The 21,252-nt window shown below is 65.4% G+C and carries 20 protein-coding genes; 10 read left to right on the top strand and 10 right to left on the bottom strand.

Going from position 1 to position 21,252, the window contains the following annotated elements; genetic code table 11:
- Together AAG821_RS10765 and AAG821_RS10760 are read left to right on the top strand one after the other, a co-directional pair.
- Window positions 1–411, top strand: coding sequence for a hypothetical protein (locus tag AAG821_RS10765; RefSeq protein ID WP_341911160.1), 411 nt, complete (start codon window positions 1–3; stop codon window positions 409–411).
- Window positions 408–1,217 (top strand): hypothetical protein, encoded by an 810-nt coding sequence (locus AAG821_RS10760; protein ID WP_341911162.1) that lies wholly within the window; start codon window positions 408–410, stop codon window positions 1,215–1,217. The genes AAG821_RS10765 and AAG821_RS10760 overlap by 4 nt, the downstream gene beginning before the upstream one ends.
- Window positions 1,218–1,237: 20 nt before the next feature.
- Here AAG821_RS10760 and AAG821_RS10755 read toward each other — a convergent pair whose 3' ends face one another.
- On the bottom strand, window positions 1,238–2,269 hold the full coding sequence (locus tag AAG821_RS10755) for an asparaginase (protein ID WP_341911164.1): 1,032 nt from the start codon (window positions 2,267–2,269) through the stop codon (window positions 1,238–1,240).
- Between the two features lie 59 nt (window positions 2,270–2,328).
- Here AAG821_RS10755 and AAG821_RS10750 point away from each other — a divergent pair, with 59 nt between their 5' ends.
- From AAG821_RS10750 to AAG821_RS10740, 3 genes are all read left to right on the top strand, one after another.
- Window positions 2,329–2,862, top strand: a complete 534-nt coding sequence (locus AAG821_RS10750; protein WP_341911166.1) for an RNA methyltransferase — start codon at window positions 2,329–2,331, stop codon at window positions 2,860–2,862.
- 219 nt (window positions 2,863–3,081) lie between these two features.
- Entirely contained in the window at window positions 3,082–4,536 is a 1,455-nt protein-coding gene (locus AAG821_RS10745; protein WP_341911168.1) for a hypothetical protein, read from the top strand.
- Window positions 4,537–4,642: 106 nt separating this feature from the next.
- A complete protein-coding gene (locus tag AAG821_RS10740) occupies window positions 4,643–7,774 on the top strand; it encodes a CHAT domain-containing tetratricopeptide repeat protein (RefSeq protein WP_341911170.1) in 3,132 nt (1,043 codons plus the stop codon).
- A 4-nt stretch (window positions 7,775–7,778) separates the two neighbouring features.
- Here AAG821_RS10740 and AAG821_RS10735 read toward each other — a convergent pair whose 3' ends face one another.
- The 7 genes from AAG821_RS10735 to AAG821_RS10705 all read right to left on the bottom strand — a co-directional run bounded on the left by AAG821_RS10735 (window position 7,779) and on the right by AAG821_RS10705 (window position 15,482).
- Window positions 7,779–9,851 carry an adenylate/guanylate cyclase domain-containing protein gene (locus tag AAG821_RS10735; RefSeq protein ID WP_341911171.1) on the bottom strand — a complete coding sequence of 691 codons (2,073 nt, stop codon included), beginning with the start codon at window positions 9,849–9,851 and terminating at the stop codon, window positions 7,779–7,781.
- 6 nt (window positions 9,852–9,857) lie between these two features.
- Complete coding sequence (locus AAG821_RS10730) at window positions 9,858–10,523, bottom strand: hypothetical protein (RefSeq protein ID WP_341911173.1); 666 nt, start codon at window positions 10,521–10,523, stop codon at window positions 9,858–9,860.
- Between the two features lie 66 nt (window positions 10,524–10,589).
- Window positions 10,590–11,279, bottom strand: coding sequence for a hypothetical protein (locus AAG821_RS10725; RefSeq protein WP_341911175.1), 690 nt, complete (start codon window positions 11,277–11,279; stop codon window positions 10,590–10,592).
- A 96-nt stretch (window positions 11,280–11,375) separates the two neighbouring features.
- Window positions 11,376–13,106, bottom strand: a complete 1,731-nt coding sequence (rpsA, locus tag AAG821_RS10720) for a 30S ribosomal protein S1 (protein WP_341911177.1) — start codon at window positions 13,104–13,106, stop codon at window positions 11,376–11,378.
- Window positions 13,107–13,231: 125 nt separating this feature from the next.
- Window positions 13,232–13,885, bottom strand: coding sequence for a (d)CMP kinase (cmk, locus tag AAG821_RS10715; protein ID WP_341911179.1), 654 nt, complete (start codon window positions 13,883–13,885; stop codon window positions 13,232–13,234).
- A gap of 250 nt (window positions 13,886–14,135) precedes the next feature.
- Window positions 14,136–14,768 (bottom strand): transmembrane anchor protein, encoded by a 633-nt coding sequence (locus AAG821_RS10710; RefSeq protein WP_341911181.1) that lies wholly within the window; start codon window positions 14,766–14,768, stop codon window positions 14,136–14,138.
- Between the two features lie 21 nt (window positions 14,769–14,789).
- Window positions 14,790–15,482: a HupE/UreJ family protein gene (locus AAG821_RS10705; RefSeq protein WP_341911183.1), complete on the bottom strand. Its 693-nt coding sequence runs from the start codon at window positions 15,480–15,482 to the stop codon at window positions 14,790–14,792.
- Between the two features lie 62 nt (window positions 15,483–15,544).
- On the opposite strand from AAG821_RS10705, the gene AAG821_RS10700 reads away from it, so the two are divergent.
- The gene (locus AAG821_RS10700; protein WP_341911185.1) at window positions 15,545–15,823 is read left to right on the top strand and encodes a metal-sensing transcriptional repressor; all 279 of its coding nucleotides are present in this window, start codon (window positions 15,545–15,547) and stop codon (window positions 15,821–15,823) included.
- A 77-nt stretch (window positions 15,824–15,900) separates the two neighbouring features.
- Here the strand turns inward: AAG821_RS10700 and AAG821_RS10695 are convergent, their stop codons facing one another.
- A complete protein-coding gene (locus AAG821_RS10695) occupies window positions 15,901–16,830 on the bottom strand; it encodes a LysR family transcriptional regulator (protein ID WP_341911187.1) in 930 nt (309 codons plus the stop codon).
- A gap of 104 nt (window positions 16,831–16,934) precedes the next feature.
- On the opposite strand from AAG821_RS10695, the gene AAG821_RS10690 reads away from it, so the two are divergent.
- The gene (locus tag AAG821_RS10690) at window positions 16,935–18,080 is read left to right on the top strand and encodes a mandelate racemase/muconate lactonizing enzyme family protein (protein WP_341911189.1); all 1,146 of its coding nucleotides are present in this window, start codon (window positions 16,935–16,937) and stop codon (window positions 18,078–18,080) included.
- A gap of 32 nt (window positions 18,081–18,112) precedes the next feature.
- Window positions 18,113–19,099, top strand: a complete 987-nt coding sequence (locus AAG821_RS10685; protein ID WP_341911191.1) for a tripartite tricarboxylate transporter substrate binding protein — start codon at window positions 18,113–18,115, stop codon at window positions 19,097–19,099.
- 32 nt (window positions 19,100–19,131) lie between these two features.
- Here AAG821_RS10685 and AAG821_RS10680 read toward each other — a convergent pair whose 3' ends face one another.
- Window positions 19,132–19,782: an alternative oxidase gene (locus AAG821_RS10680; protein WP_341911193.1), complete on the bottom strand. Its 651-nt coding sequence runs from the start codon at window positions 19,780–19,782 to the stop codon at window positions 19,132–19,134.
- Window positions 19,783–19,985: 203 nt separating this feature from the next.
- Here AAG821_RS10680 and AAG821_RS10675 point away from each other — a divergent pair, with 203 nt between their 5' ends.
- Both AAG821_RS10675 and AAG821_RS10670 read left to right on the top strand, forming a co-directional pair.
- Window positions 19,986–20,897 (top strand): DMT family transporter, encoded by a 912-nt coding sequence (locus tag AAG821_RS10675; RefSeq protein ID WP_341911195.1) that lies wholly within the window; start codon window positions 19,986–19,988, stop codon window positions 20,895–20,897.
- Between the two features lie 39 nt (window positions 20,898–20,936).
- Entirely contained in the window at window positions 20,937–21,212 is a 276-nt protein-coding gene (locus tag AAG821_RS10670) for a GNAT family N-acetyltransferase (protein WP_341911197.1), read from the top strand.
- The last annotated feature ends 40 nt before the right edge of the window (window positions 21,213–21,252 follow it).

Here is a 21,252-nt window from a genome sequence, read left to right as displayed (position 1 = left end):
ATGAGCGCCGGTGACGTCCCGCCCGCCAGCGTAGCGACCAGTCTGGCCGCGCTGATCACCCTGGGAACCACCTTTGCCCAGATCGTGCGGGCCGAAACTGCGGCATTGCGCAAGGGCGAGCGTGACAGCTTCGAGGCGTTGACCGCGCGCAAAAGCGAATATCTCGAAATCCTGAAGCAGAGCCTGGCTGCACTGGAGCCGCAGCGTAGCACTGCCACTGCGGTGGAGCGCGAACGCTGGATGGCGGTGGCCACCGATTGCGAAGCCGCCCTGCAGGAGAATGCCAAGCTGATCGCCGGCGAGCAGCTGCATGCCGCCGCCATGATGGACATGCTGCGCCAGATGCTGCGGCAGCGTCAGACCAGCGCCGCCGGTTATGGCCGCGACGGCCGGCTGAAACCACGCATATGAACCAGATGCCTGCCCTGCCGGCGCTGGAGGCCGGCCTTGCCGAGTTGATCCGCAGCCTGCAGCGCACGGCGCCGAACCGGGTGTTTTTGGCCAGCTATGGCGGGCAGCGGCTGTGGATCAAGACCGTGGCCCGGCCGCGCCTGCGCTCCTCCGTGCTGATGCAGCAGATCATCGCCGTTTGCTCCGGCCTGCCGATGCTGCAGCCGGCACATAATCCCGGCGGTGCCGCCGGTCTGGCCGCCGAAGCCGCGGCGATGAGCGAGCTGCGGGCTGCCGGTTTTCCGGTGCCACCGGTGGTCGGCTGCACAGATGACTGGCTGGTGCTGGGTGATGCCGGCGATGCGCTGGAAACGCAGCTGAATGCCCTACGCCACAGCGACCCCGACGCCTGCTGGCGCCAGATCACGGCGGCCGGTGCGCTGCTCAGCCGCCTGCATGCCGCCGGGTTGTGGCATGGCGGTGCACAGATCCGCAATTTCAGCTGGCAGGACGGCGCGCCCGGCCTGCTGGATTTCGAGGACCATGATCTGCCCGGCATGACGCTGGCCGAACGCCAGGCGCGCGACCTGCTGCTCTTCCTGTATTCCCTGGCGCGTTACGACACTGCTGCCGGTCCGCCACGGCTGCCGGTGCTGGCGGCCTCCATGTTGGGCAGCGCCAGCACCGAGGTGCATGACGCCCTGCGCAAGTTGCGCCGCCGTATGGCCTGGCTGCTGGCACTCGCCCGCCTGATCGCCCCGAAAGCCGGGCGCGATGTGCGGCAAGCGGTGGCCGCCGATGCAGCACTGGGTGCAGCCCTGAGATAAAGACAGCGCGGCGTCAGCCTTCAGAAGGTTGGAAGGCCGATACTGCCGACGTTGATCCCGCGCCAGTTGTTGAGCGGCTGCTCCACCAGGGGCCGGATCTGCTCGCGCCCGCTGTCATCCAGCAGCTGCAGGTGTTCGAGCAGGCCACCCAGCGCGGTCTGCGCCGCGCGCGCCGTCCCGTCCAGAACCTTCAGCGCGATGCCGATGCCAAGCCCGGCCGAGGCCGCGGTATAGACGCCTTCGGCGCCGGTCTTGGCAATGAAGCGCCCCTTGCCGGCCTGCATGACAACCGTGCAGAAGCGGCCGGTGCCGGCGACGAAGAATGGTTCCGCGGCCACGGCGGCGGCCAGGCGCTGCGCTGCCTTGGCGCGTTCGGGCGCCAGGCCTGTGCCGGTGACGAAGCGGGCAAAGCCCCAGGCCAGATTGTGCAGCGGGATTGCCATGGTGGGCATCGAGCAGCCATCGGTGGCGAAATGCGCCGGATCGATCTTCACGCCGCAGACATCCTCGATCGCGGCGGTGACACGGCGCTGCACCGCATGATCGGGCTTCACATAGCCGCGGATATCCTCGCCCAGATGGGTGGCAACCGAGACCATGCCGGAATGCTTGCCCGAGCAGTTGTTGTGCAGCGGCGTCGGCGCCTTGCCGTCGCGGGCAAGCTGCCGCGCGGTCTCGTCGTGATAGGGCCAGTGGGCGCCGCATTCCAGGTCGTCAGGCTTCAGGCCGATGCGGGCGAGCCAGGCACCGGCGGTTTCGGTATGGCGCAGCTCGCCGCCATGGCTGGCGCAGGCCATCGCCAGCTCGCTCTGGCTCAGGGAAAACGCGTCGGCGGCACCGCTTTCGATCAGCGGCAGGGCCTGGATCGCCTTGTTCGACGAGCGCGGAAAGATCGAGTCCTGCGGATCGCCCCAGGCCGCCAGTGTCTTGCCGTCGCCATCGACGATGGTGGCGATCACCGGATGACGGCTTTCCACTTGCGTGCCGCGCTTCACTTCAACGATAAAGGGCCGCGCACCGGGCGCCGGCAGGGGAGCGAAAGGCTTGCCCATGGCGGTATACTCCTGTCCAGAATCCGGTGGTCTTATACACGTAAGGAATGGAACTGGCGATGCGCGGCTTTTTCGGAATCGGTGTCGAGGGCCTGAGCAAGCCGATGAATGCCGGCAACCTGTTCCGCACGGCACATGCCTTCGGCGGCAGCTTCGTCTTCACCATTGCCGCCACCTATTCGGTGAATGCCGCCCGCTCCGACACCAGCAAGACCCCGCACAATCTGCCCTGGTACACCTATGATTCACCGGCCGAGCTGAGCCTGCCGACCGGCTGTCAGCTGGTGGGGATCGAGCTGCTGGACGAGGCCATTGAGCTGCCGAGCTTCCGCCATCCGCTGCGCGCGGCCTATGTGTTGGGTCCGGAGATGGGCTCGCTGAGCCCGGCGCTGGTGGCGCGCTGCGACCATGTGATCAAGATCCCGACCAGTTTTTGCGTCAATGTCGGGGTCGCCGGCGCCATCGTCATGTACGACCGCCTCATCACCCTGGGGAAATTCGGCGAGCGGCCGCTGTCGCCGCTGGCCAAAGCCCGGGATACGGCCGCCGCGCCGGCCAATCCCGGCGGCCGCATGCCTAAGCGCAAGGCATAACGCTACGGCAGGTAGCCTGCGGGCAATCTGGGGTTTTACTGCTGCGCCGATTCGGGCCGATCTCTAATAGAATCAAGGACATGCGCATTCACTTTTCCACAGGCTGCTGTCATAGTGGTTGCGAATGGGGGTCGGCAGCAGCCTTAAATGAACGTCAGTGCACCATCGGGAATAACGGAAGTCGGTAGCGGCGTTGTCCTGTGTCAGGACGCCCATGCCTTGTCGGAACGCCGCGCTCTGGCGATGGTCGGCCGTGTCTGCCGCGACTATCTCGACGAAAACATCCTGACGCCGCTCGAGCTGCTGCATCACAGCGGTCACGCCAAGCTGCTGAACGGCGCCGAAAATCTCTGTGCCGCACTGGTGCAGAAGGCGGCGGTCGCCCAGGCCCAGGCGACCAACACCGCCGTGCGCGACAAGATGAAAAAGATCTACGCCATCACCACGGCGGCGATCACCCAGGTCGAGGCTTTCGAGAAGAAACTGCCGCATACGCCGCTGACCCATCGGCTGCTGACCCAGCTGACGGCATCAGATCCGCTCTACGGCACGCGTATCGCCTATTGCGCACTGGCCCATCACCTGAACATGACCAAGACCTGGACCGAAAAGGCCGGTCGTGCGGTTGCGCTGATCGACAATAGCATCGAACCCCCGGCGGTGGCGGTGCTGGACGAAGTGCTGGCCGAGATCCTGCAGGCCAAGACCGCGGTGCCGGAACTGCTCGGCAAGTTCCGCGACGCACGGCTCCGCGTCATCCAGCTGATGTCGCTGCTGGACAGCCGCTATGCCATCGATGACGACGCCTATGCCACCGATTTTGCCCGCACCCTGAATACGATCGCCGCCAAGCAGACGATGCCGTCGCTGCGCGAGGCCGTGATCCAGCTGGTGCGCCGCCTGCTGATATCCTCGGTACCGCTGCTGTCGGAAGAGCCCGCCGAGGAATTCCCCGCCACCCGCGAAGTCTATGCGCTGCTCACCAAGGACCGCGATTTCGCCATCGAGCTGGGCGCCGCCGATCTGTTTGAGAAACGCATGGTGCGTCTGGTGACGGCGGAAAAGCTGGCGCGGCTGATTCCCGGCCATTTCTCGGCGCCGAAGCTGATGCAGGGTCTCAAGCTGTTTGAGGAAAGCATCGGCGAGGGTCCGAAGGAAATCCTGCTCAAATACATCGCCTATCTGTTCGAGCATCGCGACCTGGAAAAGGAATTCGTCGATCCGGCCTATTCCACCGAGGAAAAGAGCGAGATCGCCCAGGAACTGCGCAAGAAGCTGATCAGCGCCGGACTTTCGGATCACCGCCGCGAACAGTTCCTCGGCATTCTCGATCCGCTGATCCAGCGCATCGGCCAGGACCAGCGCAAATCCACCCGCAACCAATGCGGTCCGGAAGACCATGTCGTGCTGGAAGGCAATCGCATTCCGCTGAAGAACTGGAGCGCCATCGGCCTGCTGTTCGGCCCGATCACCGGCACCTTCCTGCAGGGCGAGTTGCTGAAGCTGACCGTCAAGATCAAGAATCCGAAGCTGCAGATCACCTTTGATGCCGAAGGCGATGTGGTGCGCTATACCGAAGACGGTTTCGTGGCGATGAAATACCGCTGCCTCGATGCGCAGATGGCCAAGAAGGTCGCGCTGTATTTCGATCCCCTGGCGGGCGCAAAAGTTTAAAAATACACCCTCCGCATGCAGTCGATAAAAGCGCGACCCGTCACTCGCGTTGACGGCTTTTGCGGCAGGACTATGCTACCGTCATGGCTGAGGGTGGGAGATGGCCATGCAGAAAATCTTTTCGGCGCTCGTGCTGGGTCTGGTCTGGACGATGGCATCCGGCGTCCCGCTGGCCGCCCAGCCCGCAGCGCAGACCGCCGCGCCGGCTCTGGCCGCGCCGCCGCGCAGCATTGCTGACATCGTCGCCATCCTGGATCAGGAAAAACCCGATCCCGCCAGGCGCGCCCGCCTGATCGCCCAGGCCGAGATCCAGGAGCCGCCGAGCCTGGACGCCCGCCAGCGCAGCCGCTTCCTCTATGACCGCGCGCAGGCCGCCGCGCAGCTTGGCCGCCCGGAAAGCGCCCTGCGTGACGCGACCCTGGCGGCAAAGCTGGCCGAAGAGGTAGGTGACGACAACTATCGCATCATGCAGCTGGTCGGTGCGATGTCGCGCAATCTGGGCAATATCCAGGAAACGCTGGATATCTATATCCGGCAGATCGACCTGCTGGAAAAGTCGCGCGCCCGCGGCCGCGTCATCAACGCCTATCGTTCTGCCGTGCAGGCGGCCATTGATCTCGGCCGAATTGAACAGGCAGAAAAATACGTCGGTTATGCGGAAGGCGTGCATCGCGAGCTGAGCAGCGGGCGCGGCAACGCCTTTATGTTCCTGACCAGCTGGCAGGCTGACATCGACCTGTCTAAGGCAGCGATCGCTCTGGCACGCGGCCGCTATACTGAGGCGGAGACGCATTTCGCCAGTAGCATCGCCAATACGCGCGATGCACTCGAAAAGGCAAAGAACTGGCCAGAAAAGCCGCCAGCCGGCGGCATGGAAAACGGCAACGACATCAGCCTGCTGCGGCTGGGTGAAACCAAGCTGGCGCAAGGCCGCATCGTGGAGGCCGAGGTGGATATCCGCCAGGCCCTACTCAGTCTGCTGCGCCGTAGTGGAAAGTATTTCGCCCAGACAGGCCAGGCAGTGAACAGCCTGTCGACCGTTCTGGTGGAGCAGGGTCGCTATGCTGAAGCGGAAAGGCTGACACGCACCGCGCTGGAGATTTTCCGCGAAATCGGCATCGATGAGACGGCCGGCCAGATCATCAACTCCAAGCGCTCGCTGGCCAATATCCTGATCCTGCAGCGGCGCTGGCAGGATGCTGCCACGCTGTATGAAGAGGTCTTCGCCGCCGTCCAGAACAACCAGGATGCCGCCCGCGCCGGCAGCCGTATTTCCAACGGCCGCATCCTGGCACTGGCACGGACCGGCCAGGGCGCGCGTGCCGCCGAAGTGGCCGGCCGCATCCTGGAGGCCGCCACGGCGCGGCTGGGCGATCGCCATTTCGACACGGCGATGGCGCGCGGCCTGCATGGCGTCGCACTTGCCGCCGCCAGTCAGGAGGCCGAAGCCGTCGCCGCCTTCCGCGCCGCGCTGCCGGTGATCCTGTCCAGCTCGCGTCAGGCCGATACCGAGGAAAGCACCTCAGCCTCGCGCGATTTCTATATTCAGACCATCGTTGAAAATTACATCGTGCTGCTGGCGAAGGTGCAGGGCACGCCGGCCGCGGCCGGACTGGATCCCGGCATCGAAAGCTTCCGCCTCGCCGATGTTGCCCGTGGCCGCAGCGTGCAGCGCGCCCTGTCGGCCTCGGCCGCACGCGCCGCCGTGCGCGACCCGGCGCTTGCCGCCCTGATCCGCGACGAGCAGGATGTTCTGAAGCAGATCGCCGCGCAGTTCGGCCTGCTGAGCAATCTGCTCGCCCTGCCACCCACGCAGCGCGACGACAAGGCCATTCTGGCCCTGCGCACCCAGGTCGACAAGCTGCGCGATGCCCGCGCCAAGACGCGGCAGCAGATCGAGAAGCAGTTCCCCGAATATGCCAGCCTGATCGATCCGCGGCCGCCATCGCCTGACGATGTGCGCAGCACGTTGCGACCGGGCGAGGCACTGCTGTCCTTCTACCTGGCTCAGGACAACAGCTTCGTCTGGGTCGTACCCAAAGAGGGGCCGGTGGTGTTTGCCGCCAGCCCGGTCGGGGCCGCCGCCATCGAGCAGAAGGTCAATCGCCTGCGTCGCGCACTGGAACCACAGGCTGAAACGCTCGGCGACATTCCAGCCTTCGACCTGGCGCTCGCGCATGAAATGTACCAGACACTGCTGCAGCCGGTGGAAGCCGGCTGGAAGCCGGCGAAGAGCCTGTTCGTGGTCACCAATGGTGCGCTCGGCCTGCTGCCGCTGTCGCTGCTGCCCACGGCGCCGGCGACTGTCGACATGAAGGCGGCTCCGCTGTTCGATGGCTACAAGACCGTGCCCTGGCTCGCCCGCACCCACGCAGTGACACAGCTGCCCTCCACCGCCGCGCTGAAAACCCTGCGCGGCCTGCCGGCGGGCAGCGCCAGCCGTGCACCGTTCATCGGCTTCGGCGATCCCCTCTTCAACGCCGAACAGGCGGCTGAGGCAGCCAGCGAGGCACCGCAGCGGATTGCCTCGGCCGACCCGGTGGCTGTGCGCGGTGCCAAACTGAAGCGTCGCAATGCGCCCCAGATCGAGGGCGTCGACAGCGCCGAACTGGGCCTGTTGCCGCGCCTGCCCGATACCGCCGACGAGCTGCGCTCGGTGGCCGGTGCCATGCGGGCCGATCTCAGCAAATCTCTCTTCCTCGGCAAGAATGCCAACGAGAAGCTGGTCAAGCAGAGTAAACTCGATGGCTACAAGGTGGTGGCCTTCGCCACTCATGGTCTGGTTCCCGGCGAGTTGAATGGCCTGACCCAGCCGGCGCTGGCGCTGACCGCGCCGCTGATCGCCGATGTCGATGGCGATGGGCTGCTGACCATGGATGAAATCCTCGGCCTCAAGCTGGATGCCGACTGGGTCGTGCTCTCGGCCTGCAACACCGGCACCGGTGCTGGCGCCGGCGCCGAGGCCGCTTCAGGCCTGGGCCGCGCCTTCTTCTACGCCGGCACCCGTGCCCTGCTGCTGACCAACTGGTCGGTGCATTCGGCCTCGGCCAAGGATCTGGTCACCGACCTGTTCCACCGCCAGTCCGGCGATGCCAGGCTCAGCCGCGCCGAAGCCCTGCGCCAGGCGATGGTGGCGCTGCTGGATGGTCCGGGCTATCAGGAGGACGGCAAGTCGCTGTTCAGCTACAGCCATCCGATCTTCTGGGCGCCCTACACGCTGATGGGCGACGGCGGCTGAGCCGTTACTTCTCGGTCAGGCTGCGTACTGCCGACCACTGGGCCGGATCGTCGGGCAGCGCCGCGATGCGCTTGAGAAACAGGGCGGCCGCCTTGTCGTCGTCCAGTCCCTGCAGCGCAGCCACTGCCCCGCTCCGATCCCCATAGGCCAGCGCCGCATGGGCGCGCGCGAAGGCATCCACCGCAGCCTGCTGTTTGGCCGTGGCGCGGCCGTGGCGGGCCAGCGGTTCGAACAGTCGCACCGGCTGGGCCCGGCCGACCACGCGGACCATGTCGATCATGCGGGCCACGATGGCCGCATCGCCTGCGGCCGCGATGGTCGCGTCGCTGATCAGGATCGAGGTTCCATAAGCCTTGTTGGCGCCCTCCAGCCGCGAGGCCAGATTCACCGCATCGCCCATGGCGGTGTAGTTGAAACGCCGCGGCGATCCGATATTGCCGATCAGGACCCGTCCGGTATTGAGGCCGATACGGGTATGCATCACATGGCCGGCGACGGAAAAACGCTGCGGGTCATTGCGCAGGGCATCGCGCATTTTCAGCGCGGCACGGATGGCATGATCGGCATGCCGGCCGTCATCGACCGGCGCACCGAATACGGCGACAATGGCATCGCCGATATACTTGTCGACGAAACCGCCATGGTCCTCGATGATCGCGGTCATGGTGCTGAAATACGTGTTCAGCCCCTGCACCAGCGTGGCCGGATCGCAGGCCTCCGAAATCGCCGTGAAGCCGGCGATGTCGCTGAACAGCACGGTCACCTCGCGCTCCTCGCCGCCCAGCGCCGGCATGTGTCCACCGGCCACCATGCGCGCGATCACCACCGGAGGCAGGTAAAGCGAGAACAGTTTACCGATCAGCCGCCGGTCGCGGTCGGCCACGGCAAAGCGGTAGGCAACGGTCGCCGCCATGGCAGCGGCCATAGCTGCAATGATTCCGAGCCAGGGCGCCACACTGCCCGTCTGCAGCAGCAGAGCAGCACCCGGCACCAGAGCCAGTGCCGCAGCGCCGGATGCGGCCAGCCCGAGGACGAGCGGCAGATAAAAAACGGCCAGCGCGCTCAAGACTGTAAAAGCCAGTGCGGCGGCAAGGCTGCCCGCCGGCGGCCAGTCGCGCAGCGCCGCGCCATCCAGAATGTTGTCGATGGCCGTGGCATGGATATAGACGCCGGGTATGCTGTCGCGCGCCACTGCTGCCAGCGGCATCACCGGATGCACGCAGCGCGATGGGGCCGCCGCACCATCGGCCTGCTGCACCAGACGGCGCGTTGTCAGGCGACGATCCTCCACATCCAGCACGGTGGCGAAGATCACGACGCGGCCGGCAAAATGCCGCTGGAAATACTCTGTCCTGCCCGCCTGGGCACAGGCATGAAGATCGGCCAGCGAATAGGTCGGGATCGCACCCGCGGCGGTATTGAAATTCAGCAGCAGGTTGCCAGCCGCATCCGCCTGTGATGCGGCAGCGGTAACGCCAGCGGCGCGCTGCGCCAGTTCGGCGGCGAAGCCAGCCTCGCTTGTGCCATCTGCATTCGCAAATGCCAGCGGCACGCGGCGGATCACGCCATCATCGTCTTCGAACACGTTGAGCGGGCGGATATTGGCGGCACCGCCGACGGCGACCTGCTGGGCCGCATGCGGCAGGATCGGAAAGGCCGAATGCTGCACCTTGCCAAGCACCAGCTTGCCGGCGCGCGCGGCATTGCGCAGGGCGATCAGAAAGTCGCGTTCGAAGCCGCGCTGGATGGTATCGAGCGAGGTGGAATAGACCACGTCGAAACCGACCACCGCCGCCTCGCCCGCCACGGCATTGACCACCGGGGCCAGCAGCGGCAGCCAGGTCGCCTGCGGCGTTTCATTGAAAGGAGGCCGGCGATAGGTTTCTTCGTCGATGGCGACAACCGCGACATGACTGGGCTGCGCCGGCGCCGGCAGCAGCCAGTGCCGCAGCGGCATCAGCAGATCGAGCGAGGGTCCGCGCAGCCAGTTTGCTGCCGGGCCAGTCGCGAAGCCGACAGCGGCGACAGCAGCAATAACGGCGACAACAGCAAGGTCGCGGAGCTTCGCCGGAGTCATGGCCGCCTAGAAGCGGACCAGACGCAGCAGCAGCGGGCCGGCACCTTCGCCGGCATCCAGCGAAATCTGGAATACGGTGGATTTGCCGTTCAGTTCGACGCGGTAATACCCGCCGGCATCCAGCTTCTTGCCGGTCTTGCCATAGTCGAACAGCTTGCCACTGACCTGGAACACCTGCACGGTTTCGGCCACATCGAGGCGTTCGATGGTGAGCTGGCCCGGCTGTGCCACGGCAAAGGCCGGCGCGGTATACATCAGCACGGCAGAGGGTTCGGGCACGTCGGCCTTCTTGCGGCCGCTGCCCGGCTGGCCGCGGAATACCATGGCGGCGCTCTTGCCGGCCTGGCCGAGCGCGAGCTGGTTGGCGCCAGCGCATTTCAGCTGTTCCTGCTGCAACTTGGCGCCGGTCACTTTCGAGCCGGTGTCGCCGATGGTGACCGTACCGGCGCCGGTGATCGTTTCGCGCATGCAGGACTGCATATAGCCAAGCACCAGCTTGGCCCCGGCTGGCAGGGTGATGGTCTGGCCCGCATTGAGGAAGTCGAACACATCGACGCCGCTGACCTTGCCGGTCAGATCCTCGACCACGGCCGCCTGCTTGCCCTGCGCCCAGGCGGCACTGCTCGCCAGCATCACGGCAACCAGCAGCATCCATTTCAAATGCCGAATCATCCCACCCCTCCGGCTGTGCCTGACATACAGTCTAGCATGGCGGGACGGCGACGGTAGCGCTTCCGTCTACTGGATCGCCGGGCCGGCGGCATCCTCGACCTGCCGCTCCAGTTCGTTGGCGACGGCAGCGGCGGCGGCGGCGAATTCCACGCCCAGATAATGATGCAGCGCGGTCGAGACCAGGGGCGGCCCGGCATGAGCCGGCCGCGCCGGCAGCCGGCCATCCTTCACCGCCGCCGCCACCGCCGGATCTTCGGCCAGAAAATGATCAATCAGGCCGGTGGCATAGGCACGCATCAATTCAGTCTGGCCGTGATAGCCGGTGCCGCCATGGGCATGGCCATAGCGCTCCTGCCAGATCACGCCGAGCACGAAACCGAAGGCATCGTTGCCGTTCGGTGGCGCGTCGCGGCCCCACAGGCGGCCGACGACATGCACAATCGGGCTGCGGACCCGCACAAAGGCGCGGGTATATTCCGGTTCGACGGCAGGTACGCGCATCAACTCGCCCTGCACCTCGCCCGTGTTGAAGGCGACCACGCCGCGCCGGCCCGGCAGGCCGACGAAAGCGACATCCGGACAGCCGATGCGGGCATAAATCAGCTTCATCTCTTCGGCTTGCCGCCGGGTGGCAGGGTCGCTGTCGACGAAGGCGATGCGCTGCGGGCAGCGCAAGGGCTCGGCCATCGCAGCAAACGCGGCGGCCTGCAGCGCGGCCACCAGCATAACAAACCCAAACACCCGAATCAGCACCATGGCAATATTCGGGCACAGGTGACGGAAAACGGCAATAAAAAAACCCCGGCGGATCGCTCCGCCGGGGCCGGTCGTCTTTTAGAAAGACAGGACGGCTTACTGGCCGGCCTCGTCGTCCTTCTTCTTGCGCATGGCGGCACCCAGGATGTCGCCGAGCGACGCGCCCGAGTCGGTGGAACCGAACTGTTCCATCGCCTTGCGGTCTTCTTCCATTTCCAGCGCCTTGACCGACAGGGTCAGCTTCCGCGCCTTGCCGTCGATGGTGACGATCTTGGCGTCCAGCTTGTCGCCGACCGAGAAGCGGTCGGGGCGCTGTTCGTCGCGATCGCGGCTCAGCTCGGTGCGGCGGATGTAGCCCTGCACACCGTCGCCAACGGCGATGGTGATGCCCTTCGGATCGACCGCGGTCACCGTGCAGGTGACGACGCTGCCCTTCTTCAGGTCACCGAGCGACTGGAACGGATCGTTCGCCAGCTGCTTAATGCCGAGGCTGATGCGCTCCTTCTCGACGTCGATGTCGAGAACCTGCGCCTGCACCACCTGGCCCTTGGTGTATTCGGTGATGGCCTGCTCGCCCGGCTTGTTCCAGTCGAGATCCGACAGATGGACCATGCCGTCGACGCCGCCATCGAGACCGATGAACAGACCGAATTCGGTGATGTTCTTGATCTCACCTTCGATGTTCGAACCGACCGGATGCTTCTCGGCGAAGGCATCCCACGGATTCGACATGCACTGCTTCAGGCCGAGGCTGATGCGGCGCTTGGCCGGATCGACTTCCAGCACCATCACTTCGACTTCCTGCGAGGTCGAAACGATCTTGCCCGGATGGACGTTCTTCTTGGTCCAGCTCATTTCGGAGACGTGGACGAGGCCTTCCACACCCGGCTCCAGCTCCACGAAGGCGCCGTAGTCGGTGATGTTGGTGACGCGACCCATGAAGCGGGCGGTGACCGGATACTTGGACTTCACGCCCTCCCACGGATCGGCTTCCAGCTGCTTCATGCCGAGGCTGATGCGCTGGGTTTCCGGGTTCACGCGAATGACCTGCACCTTGACGGTCTGGCCGATCGAGAGAACTTCCGACGGGTGGTTCACGCGACGCCAGGCGATGTCGGTGACATGCAGCAGGCCGTCGACGCCGCCCAGATCAACGAACGCACCGTAATCGGTGATGTTCTTGACCACGCCGTCGAGGATCTGGCCTTCCTTGAGGTTGGACACCAGTTCGCTGCGGGCTTCGGCGCGGCTCTCTTCGAGCACGGCGCGACGCGAGACAACGATGTTGCCGCGGCGACGGTCCATCTTCAGGATCTGGAAGGCGGTCGGCTGGCCCATGAGCGGACCGATGTCGCGCACCGGACGCACGTCCACCTGGCTGCCCGGCAGGAAGGCGACGGCACCCGACAGGTCGACGGTGAAACCACCCTTGACCTTGCCGAAGATCACGCCTTCGACGCGCTGGTTGGCGGTGAAGCTCTGCTCCAGCTTTTCCCAGGCTTCTTCGCGGCGGGCCTTGTCGCGGCTGATGACCGCTTCGCCCATCGCGTTTTCGATGCGGTCGAGGAAGACCTCGACAACGTCACCGACCTTGATCTCGGCGGCACGGCCGGGACCAGCGAATTCCTTGACCGGCACGCGGCCTTCGCACTTCAGACCCACATCGATGAGGGCGAAGTCATTCTCGATCGCCACGACGATGCCCTTAACAACCGAGCCTTCCATGGCGGAAGACGAGGTGAAGGACTCTTCGAGCAGGGCGGCAAAATTCTCGTTGTCCGCGGCATACTGTTCCGCAGCAGCCTTAACGGCAGGACGCTTGGCCATATTGTCTCCTAGGGGCCCCGGGGGTTGGTGGCCTGCCGGCGCTATTCATCAGCGGCCGAGGGGCATGCAGGCATCCGGCGCGACGCGAACGACCGGAGGGTTGGTTGAGAAGCCTGAAACCGGCGTCAGGGTTTCAGGGTGGCCGTGACGATATCCACAGCCGCAGTAACGGCGGCTTCTATAGCCAAATCCGAGGTATCCAGCAAGTGGGCATCGTCGGCCGGCTTCAGTGGCGCGGCGCTGCGTGCCCGGTCCTGCTCGTCGCGCCGGCGCAGATCGGCCAGCACGCGCTCGAAAGTGACGGTTTCGCCCTTGTCGATCAATTCCTTATACCGCCGCTCGGCCCGCACCTCGTCGCGCGCGGTGACAAACAGCTTCACCGGGGCATCGGGGCAGACCACCGTGCCGATATCGCGGCCGTCCAGCACCGCACCGGGCCGCCCGCCCGGCGGGCTGGCGGCAAAGCGGCGCTGGTAGTCGAGCAGCGCCGCGCGCACGCCGGGAATGGCCGCCACTTTAGAGGCGGCGAGGCCGACCGCCTCCGAGCGCAGGTCGGGCACGGACAGATCGGATTCGTCCAGCGATTCCGCGATCTTGGTGGCAAACTGCGGATCGGCCGGATCGCCGCCGGCACGCCGCACCTTGGCGCCGACGGCGCGGTAGAGCGAGCCGGTATCGAGATAGGCATAGCCATACCGGTCGGCCAGCCGCCGGGCCAGGGTGCCCTTGCCGGCGGCCACCGGGCCGTCCACCGCGATCACTACAGAAGCGACTGTCATGGCGCCTTGGGTAACCGTCCGAACCGCCGGGAACAAGAGCCAGACCTTCGCAGCGGTTCGTTTGGGTTCGCTGGGGTTCCCCGGGGTTCGTGGCGCTTCGCAGGCGTTCGCTGGAGTTCGCTGGAGTTCGTGGCGCTTCGCCCGTGTTCGCCGGCATTCGCGGAGGTTTGCCGGAAATCCGGCATACCCGGTCAAACAGAACAATATAGGAACAATATCCGGGGTTTCAAGCTCTCTCGCACGATACCCCCTACATCACCCGCTTCATGCCGGCGTAGTCGCCCGTGGCGCGGAGGGTGACGTTGACATCCTTGCTGGTGCGGTTGCGCCAGAACCAGCCGTGCTGGCCATCGAAGGCAGCGGAGAAGCTGCCTTCATCCTTGGCCGTGCCGCGGCCTTTCTTGTAGCTGGTTTCCTTGCCGCCGCTGTCGCCATGCAGGTCGTAATTCACATCGCCGGTCGCGGTCCAGCTGTAACTGACCCTGGCGCCCTGTTTCATCGCCAGCTTGATCTCAGCGCCCTGCCCCGGCTTCAGCGTAATCGTCATCTCGTCACTGCGGGGCGCAGCCGCCGCCGTCTGCGCGACGGCCGAGGAGATCAATAGACGCCCGAGCAGCGTGCCGATACCGGACTTGCGATCCAGCAGGATTTCCTGGTCCCGTCGCCGGTCCTCTTCGGCCTCCTTCGCCAGCTGCTGCTTGATCTCGCCCATTTCCGCCAGGCCGAGCACGCGGCCGATGCCGGTTGGATCGATGCCGTATTCGGCGGGCAGAACAAGCGTGACCAGAATGGCCGCAGCCGTAACGATCGCGATGACGGTGGAGCGGATCAGCTGCTTCGTGGTCGGCAGCTCGGCGCGGGTCGGCATGTCGGTGTTGTACATGGCGGGAGTCTTTCTCGGCGCTCAGGAGAAGAAATAGCCGGTCAACTGATAGCCGACCAGCACGAAACCGGCCGTCATCAGCACGACATTAGCCGTATAGGCATGACGGAGGAAACTTGGCGTCCGTCGCCAGTAGCCCATGACGACCAGAATGGCGGCCAGCGCGAGGATCTGGCCGATCTCGACGCCGATGTTGAAAGCAATCAGGTTCGGCAGCAGGCCATCGGGTGCAATCTCGTAATCGATGATCTTGCTCGCCAGGCCGAAGCCGTGGAAAAAGCCGAAGATCAGCGTGGCCAGCCTGGTATCCGGCTGAAAGTCGAACCAGCGCTGGAACGCGCCCAGATTGTCCAGCGCCTTGTAGACCACCGACAGGCCGATGATCGCGTCGATCAGGTAGCTGTCAATGCCGATAGAGAAATACACGCCCAGCAGCATGGTGGTGGAATGACCCAGCGCAAAAAGGCTGACATAGAGGGCGATATGCTTCATCCGGTACAGGAAGTAGATGACGCCGAGCAGGAACAGGATGTGGTCGTAGCCGGTGACCATATGTTTTGCGCCGAGATACGCGAAAGGCAGCAGGTGGATGCCGGTGATCTCCTGAATATAGCCCTTGTCACCCTCGGCCACCGCATGCGCGAAAACGGGGGATGCCCAGCATAGCGCCGCAAGCAGTGAGCAGATCAGACCGAGCAGTCGCCAAGACTTCATAACGATCACAGTTGGTGTTCTCTCGCTTGCCGTATCCTCCCCGGGGGGATACCATACCGGACATGAGCGAGCAACATCTGCACAGCAGTCACCCCGCCATCGCGAAGCGACTGAAGCGCGCAGAGGGACATCTGCGCAGCATCACGGCGATGATCGAGGGTGGTCGTTCCTGCCTTGATATCGCGCAGCAGCTTCATGCCGTGGAAAAAGCCATCGCCCAGGCCAAAAAAACATTGATTCAGGATCATATCGATCACTGCCTGGAACAGGCGACGGACGCCAAGCCGCGCCAGCGGCAAAGCGCCGTGCGCGCGTTCAAGGAGATCACCAAGTATCTCTGACGGCTCCACTGATCCCGAGCCCGAACCACCGATGACCACCCGCACACAGCGCCGCGGTATGCTCCAGCCGGGGCTGGCTATCGGCCGCGCTGCCGCGCTGCCGCCGGCACGGTGAATTTCATTTCCGAGGCCACCTGCTGCAGGGTCTTCAGAAATGCCTGCGCCAGGCGTGACAGCGGCCGGTCGCGCGCCTGCAGGATGCGCGCCACGCTTTCGGCCTCGGGCTTCAGCGGACGGATCACCAGATCCTGGCCCTGCCCGCCGCCAAAGGCGAAGCCATCCAGCAGGGCCACCCCGGCGCCGGCGCGCACCAGCGCCAGCGCGGTGGCCGATTGCGTCACCTCGACGGCGACGCGCAGCGGCACATTGGCGTCGGCAAACAGCCGGCTGGTCTGGTTGCCGAGCGGCAGATGGCGGCTCAGGCAGATCAGCGGCACATCGGCGAGATCGGCGGGCTGCAGCACGGTCTTTTTCGCCAGCGCGTGGCGGCGCGGCAGCACGCAGCCGAGTTTCGTCGCACAGAGATCGCTGACGATCACGCCGGCACTGGCAATGGGTCCGATGATGATGCCGAGATCGGCGCGATAGTCGGCCACGCGGTTGGCGATTTCATGCGCGGTCAACGCCTGGATCACCACGGAAACATCGGGCCGCGCAGCGCGAAAGCGCTGCACCGCCTTGGGCAGCAGGGCATTGGCCAGGGCCGGAATCGCCGCCAGCGTCAGCGTGCCCGACTGCCCGGTGCGCAACCCGCCGGCCAATCGCTGGGCGGCATCGATGGCGGCAAAGGCGGCGATGGTTTCGGGAAACAGCGCATGGGCCTCGGCCGTGGGCATCAGGCGTTTTTTCTGCCGCACGAACAGCGCAAAGCCGAGCCGCTGCTCGGCATGCTGCAACAGGCGGCTGACGGCGGGCTGGGTGATGTTGAGCGCGGCGGCAGCGGCGGTGACGCTGCCCAGTTCCATCACACGGCGAAACACATCCATCTCGCGCAGGCTCAGCAGCATGGTTCATAAGTCCAGAACATGATCTCAGGTCAAATCGGCATTTGAATATATGACCCCGGCCGCGACAATACGAGCCAGATAAAAAGCAGGTCCGGGAGGACGCAGTGAAGGTTGTCGAGATTCGCGGCTATCAGCTTGGCTTTTCGCCCACGCCGCCGATCGGCAATGCCCGCACCTTTATCCGCCGTCGCGATTTCCTGCTGCTGCAGGTGATCACCGATTCCGGCCTCAGCGGCTGGGGCGAGGTGTTTGCATCGCCGCATGCGGCCGGCGCGCTGATCCAGGCCCGGCTGGCCCCGCTGGTGCTGGGGGAATCGCCGCTGCACTACGGCCGGCTGTGGGACCGCATGATGGCCGGCATCGGCTATGACCGGCGCGGCGTTGCCATGATGGCGATCTCGGCAATCGATATGGCCCTGCATGACATCGCCGCCAGGGCGCAGCAGACCAGCGTGGCCGCCATGCTGGGCGGGCGGTTGCGCGATCAGGTCTTTGCCTATGCCAGCGGGCCGTTCATTGCCGAGGGCGGCGATCCCTATGGGCATTATCTGCGCGAGACCGATGCCTATCTGAAGCGCGGCTTCCGCGCCATCAAGCCGCGCGCCGGCTTCGATCCGCGCGCCGATGGCGTGATGGCCAACGGCCTGCGCCGGCATGTGGGGCCCGAGATCGGCCTGATGGTCGACATCAACCAGGGCTACACGGCGCGCGCCGCCATCGAGTCTGCGCGCCGCATGCAGGATGCCGAACTGCTGTGGATCGAGGAACCGGTGCTGCCCGAGGATATCGCCGGCACCGCTGCCGTGGCCGCCGCCGTGCCCACGGCAATTTCCGGCGGCGAGGCTTTGGGCAGCCTGGCCGCCTTCCGCGACTTCCTGGCTGCCGGCACCTTTTCTATCCTGCAGCCGGACCTGACGGTGTGCGGCGGCTATAGCGGGTTCCAGCGGGTCGCCGCGCTGGCCGCGGCCTGGGATCTGCCGGTGATGCCGCATGTGTTCGGCACCATCGTCAACCAGCGCGCCGCCCTGCAGATGGCGGCCCTGCTGCCGGCGCGACGCGGCGGCGGACCGGCGCCCTATCCCTATATGGAAATCGATGCCACGCCCAATCCGCTGCTGACCGTGGCCGGCGAAATGCCGGTGGGCAACGACGGCATGATGGCGGTGCCGGATGCACCGGGCACCGGCCTGGATCTCGACCCCGAACGCCTGTCGCCCTGGCTGACGGCAACATGGCGCTGCGCGCCATAACCGCATACCCATAAAAACCGGAGGACCCCGTCATGACCAAGATCACCCGCCGCACCGTTGTCACGGCACTGGCCGCACTCGGCGGCGCCGCGCTGGCACCGCGCCTGACCTTTGCCGCAGGCTGGCCGGAGCGGCCGGTGACCATCGTGGTGCCGTTCCCCGCCGGCGGCAGCAACGATGTGCTGGCGCGGCTGTTTGCGCAGAGCTTCAGCCAGCGCTTCGGCAAGCCCTTCGTGGTGGAGAACCGCGCCGGCGCCAATGGCAATATCGGCGCCAATGCGGTGGCGCGCGCCGCACCCGATGGCTACACGCTGCTGCTGTCGGGCAACGGGCAGAATGCGATGAACCATGCGCTGTACAGCCAGATGACCTATGACTCGCGCAAGGACTTCGCACATATCGGCCAGATGGGCTCGGTGCCGAACGCGCTGCTGGTCTCGGCCGATTTCCCGGCGCAGAGCTTCAAGGATTTTCTCGCGCTGGTGAAATCCAAGCCCGACCAGATCGCCTGCGCCAGCCCCGGCAGCGGCTCGTCGGGCCACCTGGCGATGGCGATGCTGCAACATGCCGCCGGCATCAAGCTGCAGCATGTACCCTATCGCGGTGCAGCCCCTGCGATTACCGATGTGGTTGGCGGCCAGGTGAATGCCGTGATGATCAATGTGGACGTGGCGCTGCCGCATGTGCGCAGCGGCAAGCTGAAGGTGCTGGCGGTGACCAGCCCGGCGCGCAATCCGCTGTATCCCGATGCGCCGACGGTGGCGGAATCGGGCTTCCCCGGTTTCTCGGCGATCGGCTGGATGGGCCTGTCGGCCCCGGCCAAGACGCCGGGCGAAATCATCACGCAGATCAACACGGCGATGAATGCCACGCTGGGCGAAGCGCCGATCAAGGAACGTTATGCCGCCGGCGGCTATATCCCGGGCGGCGGCACGCCGGAGGCCTATGCCACGTTCATCGCAGCCGAGATCGACAAATGGGCCGCGGTGGTGAAGGCAACCGGCGCCTCAATCGAGTAAACTTGGCGGGTAAGTCCGGCGAGTAAGCCCGGTCAGGCCTCCGCCGGCTTCGCGCCCGGGCGTTCGCCGGCCAGGATATCGGCGAAGCGGTGATTGACGTCGCGGTGCTTGCTCTCATCCGCGCGGGTGGCGAGCACCACATCGCGCAGGGTAGCCGTGGCCGGCAGCTTCCAGTAGTCGATGGCAATCTGCGGCGCCGCGATATTGGGATGCCGGCCGGCATCGATCTCGGCCAGATAATGGGTGTAGCTGACCACCGCCTCCTCCTCCAGATAGCCGACGACGCGATGCGCGGTTTTCGGCGCCAGCAGGTAGAGCAGGAAGAAGCTGTTGAAGAAGGCGCCCTGCACCAGCAGCACCAGCAGACGCTCCAGCGCATTGGGCCGGGCGATGGTGACAAAGACCATCAGATGCATGCGCTCGTTCTCGGCCTCGTCTAGCAGGGTGTGGATCCAGCCGCGGTCGTCGCTCATGCGACGCAGGCTTTTCAGATGCACCAGCATGCCGCCGACCATGCCCGGCACGGCGGCGACGGTTTCCAGCACCACGGCGCGATGGCCATAGCGTCTGGCGAAAAAGGCATCGGCAAAAAAGCGCATCGTCTTCACCACGATGAGGGCGATGCGGTCGGAGAGATCGGCGGGCAGGTGATGCGGCGGGGTTTCGCTCCGGTCGGCGGACATGGGGGGCTCCTGTTGCCTGAGGGCTGGCTCCAGATTAGGTGGCGCGCGCGGCCAGGCAAAGGGCCTTTGTGCTGAGATGCCGGCGATTGGCCGCGCCGGACGCACCATCCCGGAGGGAATCCCCGCTGCGGGGAATTCCGCTCAAGGGCAAGCGGAAGTCTTTTCATTTGCCCGGCCGGCGCGCAGCGGCTACGCCATGCTGCATGGAATGGGCATGGATACCGATCACCATCTGGGCTGCCGCCTGCCAGACCGTGCGCACCGGCCTGCAGAAGCAGCTGAAAGGCCGGCTCAGCACCAATGGCGCCAGCTTCGTGCGCTTTGCCTATGGCCTGCCGCTGGCCGTGGTCTATCTCGTTGCCTGTCTCTGGTTCACCGGCAAGCCGCTGCCGGGAACGCATCTGGAGTTCTATGCCTGGACCGCGATGGGCGGCGTGGCGCAGATCCTGGCGACCAATCTGCTGATCCTGGCGCTCTCCATGCGCAATTTCGTGGTGGCGACCGCCTATTCGAAGACCGAGGCTTTGCAGGCCGCGGCCTTCGGCATGCTGATCCTGGCCGAGCCGGTGAGCGCCTATGGCGTGGCGGCCATCGTGATCGGCACCATCGGCGTGCTGCTGATCTCGCTGAAGGGCAGCGACAATCTGATGACGGCCTTCCTGTTCGGCTGGATGGAGAAATCCGCGCTGATCGGCATCGGCTCGGGCGCGCTGTTCGCCGTCTCCGCCATCGGCTTCCGCGCCGCATCGCTGTCGCTCGATGAAGACATCCTGCCGCTGGCTGCGGCCACCACGCTGGTGCATGCCATCGTGCTGCAGATCGGGCTGATGCTGGCCTATCTCCTGTGGCGCGAACCGGGCGAGCTGCGCCGGGTGATCGCCGCCTGGCGGCCCGGGCTGGTGGTGGGCCTGACCTCGGCGGCCGGTTCGGCCGGCTGGTTCACCGCCATGGCGCTGATGACGGCGGCCTATGTGCGCATGCTGGGCATGACCGAAATGGTGTTCACCTTCCTGATGTCGTATCTCGTCTTCCGCGAAAAACCCTCGCGGGCCGAGATCATCGGCGTGGTGGTGCTGGTGGGCGGCATCCTGCTCGGCCTCGCTGTCCGGAAATAAGGGCTTGCCCGGCGCGCCCGTCTTTCCCAGATTAAGGGCATGAGCGAGATCGTCACCGATAACACCGAGCGTCAGCAGTATGAGATGGCCATAGACGGCCAGATCGTGTTTGCGCGCTATCGCCGCCACGACGGCGTGGTCAGCATCCTGCATGTGGAAGCGCCGGTGAATTTGCGCGGCAGCGGCGCCGCCGGCCGGCTGATGCAGGGCATCGTGGAGCTGGCACGCAGGCAGAATGAAAAGCTGGTGCCGCTGTGCAGCTATGCTGCCGCCTGGATGCGGCGCCATCCCGAGAGCGCCGACCTGCTGGCATAATCAAACGCGCTTAAACAAAACGGGCGGCAGGTTGCCCCGC

The organism is Ferrovibrio terrae, assembly GCF_943372915.1.
In the GTDB taxonomy this organism is placed as follows: Bacteria; Pseudomonadota; Alphaproteobacteria; order Ferrovibrionales; family Ferrovibrionaceae; genus Ferrovibrio; species Ferrovibrio terrae_A.
Note: the sequence above shows the minus strand (reverse complement) of the source record. Positions and strands in the feature narration are given on the sequence as shown.